The 7,010-nt window shown below is 68.1% G+C and carries 4 protein-coding genes; 3 read left to right on the top strand and 1 reads right to left on the bottom strand.

Going from position 1 to position 7,010, the window contains the following annotated elements; translation table 11 throughout:
• The first annotated feature begins 93 nt into the window (after nucleotides 1–93).
• The 3 genes from ACWKY3_RS13535 to ACWKY3_RS13525 all read left to right on the top strand — a co-directional run bounded on the left by ACWKY3_RS13535 (nucleotide 94) and on the right by ACWKY3_RS13525 (nucleotide 6,584).
• Entirely contained in the window at nucleotides 94–795 is a 702-nt protein-coding gene (locus tag ACWKY3_RS13535; RefSeq protein WP_449316923.1) for an ABC transporter ATP-binding protein, read from the top strand.
• 6 nt (nucleotides 796–801) lie between these two features.
• The gene (locus ACWKY3_RS13530) at nucleotides 802–4,260 is read left to right on the top strand and encodes an FtsX-like permease family protein (protein WP_449316922.1); all 3,459 of its coding nucleotides are present in this window, start codon (nucleotides 802–804) and stop codon (nucleotides 4,258–4,260) included.
• A 1,028-nt stretch (nucleotides 4,261–5,288) separates the two neighbouring features.
• Nucleotides 5,289–6,584 carry a trigger factor gene (locus ACWKY3_RS13525; RefSeq protein WP_449316921.1) on the top strand — a complete coding sequence of 432 codons (1,296 nt, stop codon included), beginning with the start codon at nucleotides 5,289–5,291 and terminating at the stop codon, nucleotides 6,582–6,584.
• Between the two features lie 113 nt (nucleotides 6,585–6,697).
• On the opposite strand, the gene ACWKY3_RS13520 is transcribed toward ACWKY3_RS13525, so the two are convergent.
• Nucleotides 6,698–7,010, bottom strand: a 313-nt coding sequence (locus ACWKY3_RS13520) for an FHA domain-containing protein (RefSeq protein WP_449316920.1), incomplete at its 5' end; no start/stop codon positions are given.

Below are 7,010 nucleotides of genomic sequence, written 5' to 3'. Positions count from 1 at the left end.
GTCCCGCAAACGCCCCCCCCCCCCCCTTTTCTTTGGGCCCCCCAGCGGGGTATAGTGGGGGACGGCAGGGTTGGGCGCGTGGAAGGGAAGCGCATGGCGTTCGTGGAGTTTCGCGACGTGCGGAAGGTGTACCGCATGGGCGAGGTCGAGGTGGCCGCCGTCGACGGCATGACGTTCGACATCGAGCGCGGCGAGCTTGTCGTGGTGGTGGGCCCTTCCGGCGCCGGCAAAACCACGCTGCTCAACATGCTCGGCGGCATGGACTCGTGCTCCTCGGGCACCATCATGCTGGACGGCCGCGACATCAGCGCGTTCGGCCAGAAAGAGCTCACCTACTACCGCCGCTACGACATCGGCTTCGTGTTCCAGTTCTACAACCTGGTGCAGAACCTCACGGCGCTGGAGAACGTGGAGCTGGCCAGCCAGATCTGCAAGGACCCGCTCGATGCGGCCGCGGTGCTTCGGCAGGTGGGGCTGGGCCATCGCCTGGACAACTTCCCTGCGCAGCTTTCCGGCGGCGAGCAGCAGCGCGTGGCCATCGCCCGCGCGCTGGCGAAGAACCCGAAGCTTCTGCTGTGCGACGAGCCCACAGGCGCGCTCGACTACCAAACGGGCAAGGCCATCCTCAAGCTTTTGCAGGACACGTGCTACAACACCGGCAAGACCGTCGTGCTCATCACCCACAACTCCGCGTTCACGGCCATCGCCGACCGCGTCATCCATATTCGCGAGGGACGCGTGGCGGGCACGGAGGTCAACGACGCGCCCGCCTCGGCCGAGACCCTGGAGTGGTAGCCGGCCGTGGGAAGCGCGTTTGACAAGGAGCTGCTCCGCTCCATCACCCACTCGCTCGGGCGGTTCTTGGCCATCGCGGCCATCGTGGCGCTGGGCACGGGGTTCTACGCCGGTTTGCGCATGACGGCGCCGGACATGAAGATGGCGGCCGACGAGTTCTTCGACGGCACGCGCCTCATGGACGTTCGCGTGCTCTCCACGCTGGGCCTCACCGACGATGACATCGCGGCTTTGCGCGGCGTGGAGGGCGTGGAAGCGGTCATGCCGGCCTACGAGGCGGACGTCATGGCCACTGTGGCGGGCGAGCAGTACGCCACGCGCGTCCACTCGCTGCCCGACGCGGCACGCTCCTCCGACACCGCAGACGGCGTGCATGCGCTTTCGGACGATCCCGACTACCTCAACCGTCCCATCCTGGTGGAGGGCGCGTGGCCTGCGGCGCAGGGGGAGTGCGTGCTCTCGGCCGACCTCGTGGAGGCGCGAAACGCGCGCATCGGCGATGTGGTGCGCATCGACGGATGGGGCGAGGGCATGGAAGACGCGCTGGTCGCCGACGAGTACACGGTGGTGGGCTTCGTGAGCTCGCCGTACTACGCCACTTCCTCGAGCTTGGGCGCCACTTCGCTTGGCAGCGGATCCATAACGCAGTATATGTACGTGCCGGAAAGCGACTTCTCGGCCGATCTGCCCTACACCGAGGCGTTCGCGGTTGTGGCGGGCGCTGCAGATGCGCGCGCGGACAGCGATGCCTACGACAAGCTGGTGGCCGAGGCGACGGCGCGCATCGAGGCCCTTGCGCCTGTGCGCGAGCAGGCCCGCGCCGACGGTTTGCGCGCGAACGCCCAGCGCGAACTTGACGAGGCCCGCGCGGACTACGACGCGCAGAAGGCCGATGCCGAGCGGCAGTTGGCCGACGCGAAGCGCCAGCTTGACGACGCGGCTGCGACCATCGCCGAAAGCGAGCGGCAGCTGGCCGACGCGCAAGCCCAATACGACAGCGGGACGGCGCAGCTGGCGAGCGAGCGGGAAAGCGCCGAGCGGCGCCTGGCCGACGCCGAACGGCAGCTGGCCGACGGGCGCGCGCAAACCGACGCCGCGCGCCCCGCCATCGAGGAGGGGCAGCGCCAGCTGGCCGACGCTTGGGCGCAGTGGGGTCAAGGGCAGGAAGCGCTCTCGCAGGCCCGCGGCGAATGGCAGGCGCAGGCCGACGCGCTTGCCGCCGAGCGCGCAACGTGGCAGCAGGGGGCCGACGCGTGGCAGGCGGCGTGGGACGCCAACGAGGCGCACCCCGAAAACCCCGCCTACCAGGCGGTCAAAGACGAGCTGACCGCTCAGAAGACGCAGATCGACGCGGCGAAGGCCGCGCTTGACCAGGGCCAGGCGGCCCTCGATGCCGCGCGCGGGGAGCTGGATGCCCGCCAGGCCGAGGCGGACGCGGCGAAGGCGGAGTTGGATGCGCAGCAGGCGGCGTTCGATGAGCGGAAGACCGCTTTCGACGCCGCCGTCGCCCAGACGGAGCGGGGCACGGCCGACCTCGCCGCCGCGCGCGATCAGGCGAGCGCCCAGCTGGCCGACGTGCAAAGCCGGCTGGACGCCGCTGCCGCGCAGCTGGCCGACGGGCGCGCGCAGCTGGCGCAGGGTCGCGCCGATTACGAGAGTGGCCTGGCCGAGTACGAGCGGAACCGCGCCGACGCCGACGTCCGGCTGGCCGACGGCCAGCGCCAGCTCGATGACGCGCAGCGCCAGATAGACGCCATCGAAGATCCCGTCTGGTACGTCATGGACCGCACGGCCAACTACGGCGCGGCCAGTTTCGAGGCCGATGCGAACCGTGTGGACAGCATAGCGGCCGTGTTCCCGTTCATCTTCTTCTTGGTGGCGGCTTTGGTGGCGCTTACCACCATGACGCGCATGGTGGAGGAGGAGCGCCTGCTCATCGGCACGCTCAAGGCGCTCGGCTACGGGCGGGCGCGCATCGCGTCCAAGTACCTCGCCTACGCCGCCCTCGCCAGCGTGGCCGGCAGCGTCGCAGGCATCGCCACGCTCTCCCAGGTGCTGCCGGCGGTCATCATGCGGGCGTACGCCATCATCTACTTCGTGCCCGTTCAGTCCTTCCCGCTGCCTGTGGACTGGGGCCTTGCGGGCCTGGCCGCCGGCTTGGGCGTGGGCGTCACGCTGGTCGCCACCGCCGCCGCGGCCGGCGCCTCGCTGCGTGAGCGCCCGGCCCTGCTCATGCAGCCCCGCGCGCCCAAATCCGGCAAGCGCATCCTGCTCGAGCGCGTCCGCCCGGTGTGGCGGCGGCTGTCGTTTTCGTGGAAGGTGACGTTCCGCAACCTCTTCCGCTACAAGAAGCGGCTGGTCATGACCGTCATCGGCATTGCGGGCTGCACGGCGCTCCTGCTCACGGGGCTGGGGCTTTCCGACGCCATCAACGACATCATAGACAAGCAGTACGGCCAGATCACCCGCTACAACGCCATGATCACCGTGGAAGACGACCTTCCTGCCGCCTCCCAAGACCAGCTGGACGCGCTGCTTTCCGACGAAGGGCAGGTGAGCGCCAGCATGTCGGCCGCAAGCGAGAACATGCTGGCCGCAGGCCCCGACGACGCGGACGTGGGCGTGCAGGTGATCGTGCCCGAGGACCCCGCGCGCTTGGACGAGTTCGTGCTCATGCGCACGCGCGAGGGGCGCGTTCCGGTGGAGCTTGGCGACGACGGCCTGGTGCTGAGCGAGAAGCTGGCCGACCAGCTGGGCGTGGGCGTGGGTGGAGAGGTGGAGCTCACCGAGCAGGACGCCATCGGCAACGCCTCGGGTTCGCCGCATGCCGCCACGGTGACGGGCATTATGGAGAACTACATCTACAACTACGCGTTCGTCGGGCCCGACCTCTACGAGCGGCTCATGGGGCAGCGCGCGCCCTCCACCGCCATTTTGGCCGTGATCACCGACGACGCCGACGCGCGCCTTGCTCTCACCGAGCAACTCGGCGCCATCGAGGGCGTCAAGACCGTCGCCTACAACGACGAGACCATCGAGACGTACCGCAGCATGCTCTCGAGCGTGAACATGATCGTGGTGGTGCTGGTGGTGGCCGCTGCGGCGCTGGCGTTCATCGTGCTGTACAACCTCACGAACATCAACGTCACCGAGCGCATCCGCGAAATAGCCACCCTCAAGGTGCTCGGTTTCACGCCGCGCGAGGTGGATGCCTACGTCTACCGCGAGATAGCGCTCCTGTCCGTCATCGGCAGCTTGATCGGGCTTGCGCTGGGCGTGTGGATGGAGGGCTTCGTGGTGGTCACGGCCGAGGTGGACCAGGTGATGTTCGGCCGCGAGATCCACTTCGCCAGCTTCGCGGCGGCCTTCGTCCTCACCATGCTGTTCACCGTGCTCGTCATGGCGGCCATGCGCCGCAAGCTCGCGTCCGTCGACATGGTGGAAAGCCTCAAATCCAACGAGTGACCTCGGGGCGTTGGCTTTGGATCCGCTGGCTGCGCATCCCCGCTGCGCCCCTCGTGCGTCCGCGCCCGCCGGCTCCGGCTCTCGGCTTTCCGGCTCCCGGATTCCGCCCGCCGGCTCCCGGCTTTCAGCTTTCCGGCTCTCGGATTCCGGCTTTCGGCTCTCGGCTCCGATCTTGGTCTTCCGACCCTCCGATCCCCGCTCGCCCGGCCCCCGGCCCTCGACCTCCTCCCGACCCTCGTTCGCCCGGCCCCTGCTCGTCTGATCCGCACCCATTCGGCTCTCTCGTCCTCTTTTTCGTCGTGAAAGGCAGGAAATTTTCCTGAGTTGGTCAAAATCGCGGCAAGTCGGGGGAATTTTGGGAGCTTGACCCGTCTCCAGCCAGCGAAATCCCAGGTCGCGCTTTTCCGCGCGGGAAAAACAGCGCTCCATTCCCCCGACTTGCCGCGATTTTGACCATCCGAGCGTCGAAAACGTGCATTTCGTCCCCGCGCGGCTCGCCTAAGTCGCTTTCGCGTTCGCCCCTCCTGGGTTTTCGCCCCTCCTGTCCCTCTCCCGGATTTCCTCCCCTCCAGCCCCGCCTCTCTCCTGGGGTGTCCTTCCCTCCAACCCCGCCTCTCTCCTGGGTTTTTCGTTCTTCTAGCCCCTCTCCCGGATTTCCGCCCCTCCTGGGCTTTCGGCCTTCGCCCTCCCTGTGCCGTCCTCCGCCCTTCCCGCCTCTTTCCTGGACTTTCGCTCCTCCCGGGCTTTCAGCCTCCGCCTTCCCGCGCGCGCTTGGGGCCCCCGCCCGTGCCGGCAAATCCGTCGATCCCCTGGCTCCGCCTTCCCGCGCGCACTCTTAGGGTTCCCGCTCGTGCCGGCAAGCCCGTCGACCCCCTGGCTCCGCCCTTCCTGCCCTTCCCGCGCGCATGCTTAAGGATCCTGCTTGGGACCCCGAACGCGTGCCGCCGCCCGCATGTCGCTTTTGCGCTACAATAGCGCGTTGACGACGTACGACGCTTGACGACGAACAAGACAGAAGGGGACTTTTCATGAAAGTGACCGAGAAGAAGCTCGACGACGGCCGCATCCTGCTGGAGGCCGTGGTCTCCACGGCGGAGGTTGGGCATGCGCTGGCCGTTGCGCACAACGGGTTCGCCCAGCAGATGGGCGTGCGGGTTCAGCCGGGCGTTCCGGTGGCGCAGGCGGTGGAGCAGCAGCTGGGCGTCAAGGACCTGGACTCCCTGGTGGCGCAGCAGGCGGTGGAGTACCTGGTCCCGTTCGCCATCGACAAGAGCAACATTGCGCCCGCCTTCATCCCGCAGCCCAAAACGTCCGCCCCGCTCAAGCGCGGGCAGACTTTCTCGTTCGAGCTGCGCGTGACGCCCAAGCCCGCCTACGAGCTGAAATCCTACGACCCGGTGACCATCACGGTGCCGCCCTTCCAGATCCCCGAGGGCGAGGTGGACGCCCAGCTGGCGCAGATGGCCGAAAGCTACGCCCAGTACGTGGCCGACGAGCCGCATCCGGTGGGCCCCTCCGACGGCGTGCTCATCTCCTTGGAAGCGTTCCAAGACGGCAAGCGCCTGGACAACCTGTCCACCGACGCCCGCACCTACGTCATGGGGATGAACCTCATGCCCGAAGGGTTCGAGAAGAACCTCTTGGGCATGGAGGTGGGCCAGACCAAGTCCTTCTCGTTCGATATGCCGGGCGCCCCCGAAGGCCAGGACCCCGACGTGTTCGACTGCACGGTCACCGTCAAGGAGCTGCAGAAGAAGGTGGTCCCCCAGATAGACGACGAGTGGGTGGCCAAGTTCATGCCCCTCTACCGCGACGCGGCGGCCCTGCGCGGCGCCCTGACCGAGGCCGTTCAGTCGCAGCATCGCGCCCAGCACCATGAGATGCTGCTTCAGGCCGCAGCCGCCGAGCTGAGCAAGCGCTTCCAGGGAAGCATCGCCGACGAAGTTTACGAGTTCACGCGCGACACCATGCTGGCCAACCTGCGCGGCTCGCTGCAGCAGCAGGGCATCCCCTTCGAGCAGTACATCCAAAACTACGGTGGCGAGCAGCAGTTCGGCATGATCATGATGATGCAGACCCGCGAGCTTCTGGTGCAGGGCTACTCGCTGGACGCCCTGTTCCGCCACGAGAAGATGTCGCTTGAGGACAAGGACATCGAGCGCGCGTGTCGCCAGATGAACCCGATGGACCCAAAGGCCGCCCGCCGCGAGATGGAGGAGAACGGCCGCGGGTTCGCCCTGCGCGAGGCCGCCGAGCGCATGAAGGCCAACGAGTGGCTGCTCGAGCACGCCGTGGTGAACGAGGAGGGGACGAAAACGGCCTAAGGGGCCGATAGGGGGGCGGGCGGCCCGCGCATGCGCCCGCGCCCGTGGCAGCGGGCAGCCCGCGCCTGCGCCTGCGCAAGCTACCCGCCTTTCCCGCATGCGGCGTCTGCGCGTCAGTCGAGTCGAAACTCCTCGTCGGCAAGGCGCAGGATGGAGCCTTGCGCAAGAGGGACGCGAACGTGCGGATCAAGCGACTCGCCGTCCACGTAGGTGCGGTTGAGGGCGCCCTCGTCCGTGACGAAGCACACGCCGTCGCGCACCTCGAGCGTGACGTGGCGGCGGCTCACGTTCGGGTTGCCGTCGATGCGGATCTCGCAGGAGCGCGAGCGCCCGACAACGGTCTGCCCGCCCGGTCGCACGGGGTAGCGGGTGTTGTCGGCCAGGCGGACGAGCTGCAGCGGAAGGGCAGCCCGCTGCCCCTTCCCC

The sequence above is a fragment of the Rubneribacter sp. genome, from assembly GCF_965361815.1.
The sequence above is the reverse complement of the archived record's forward strand: the minus strand, read 5'-3'. Positions and strand labels throughout refer to the sequence as shown.

Bases quoted from the DNA above. Each gene is read 5' to 3' on its own strand.
- ACWKY3_RS13535 (WP_449316923.1), top strand. From the start codon at position 94: ATGGCGTTCGTGGAGTTTCGCGACGTGCGGAAGGTGTACCGCATGGGC.
- ACWKY3_RS13525 (WP_449316921.1), top strand. From the start codon at position 5,289: ATGAAAGTGACCGAGAAGAAGCTCGACGACGGCCGCATCCTGCTGGAG.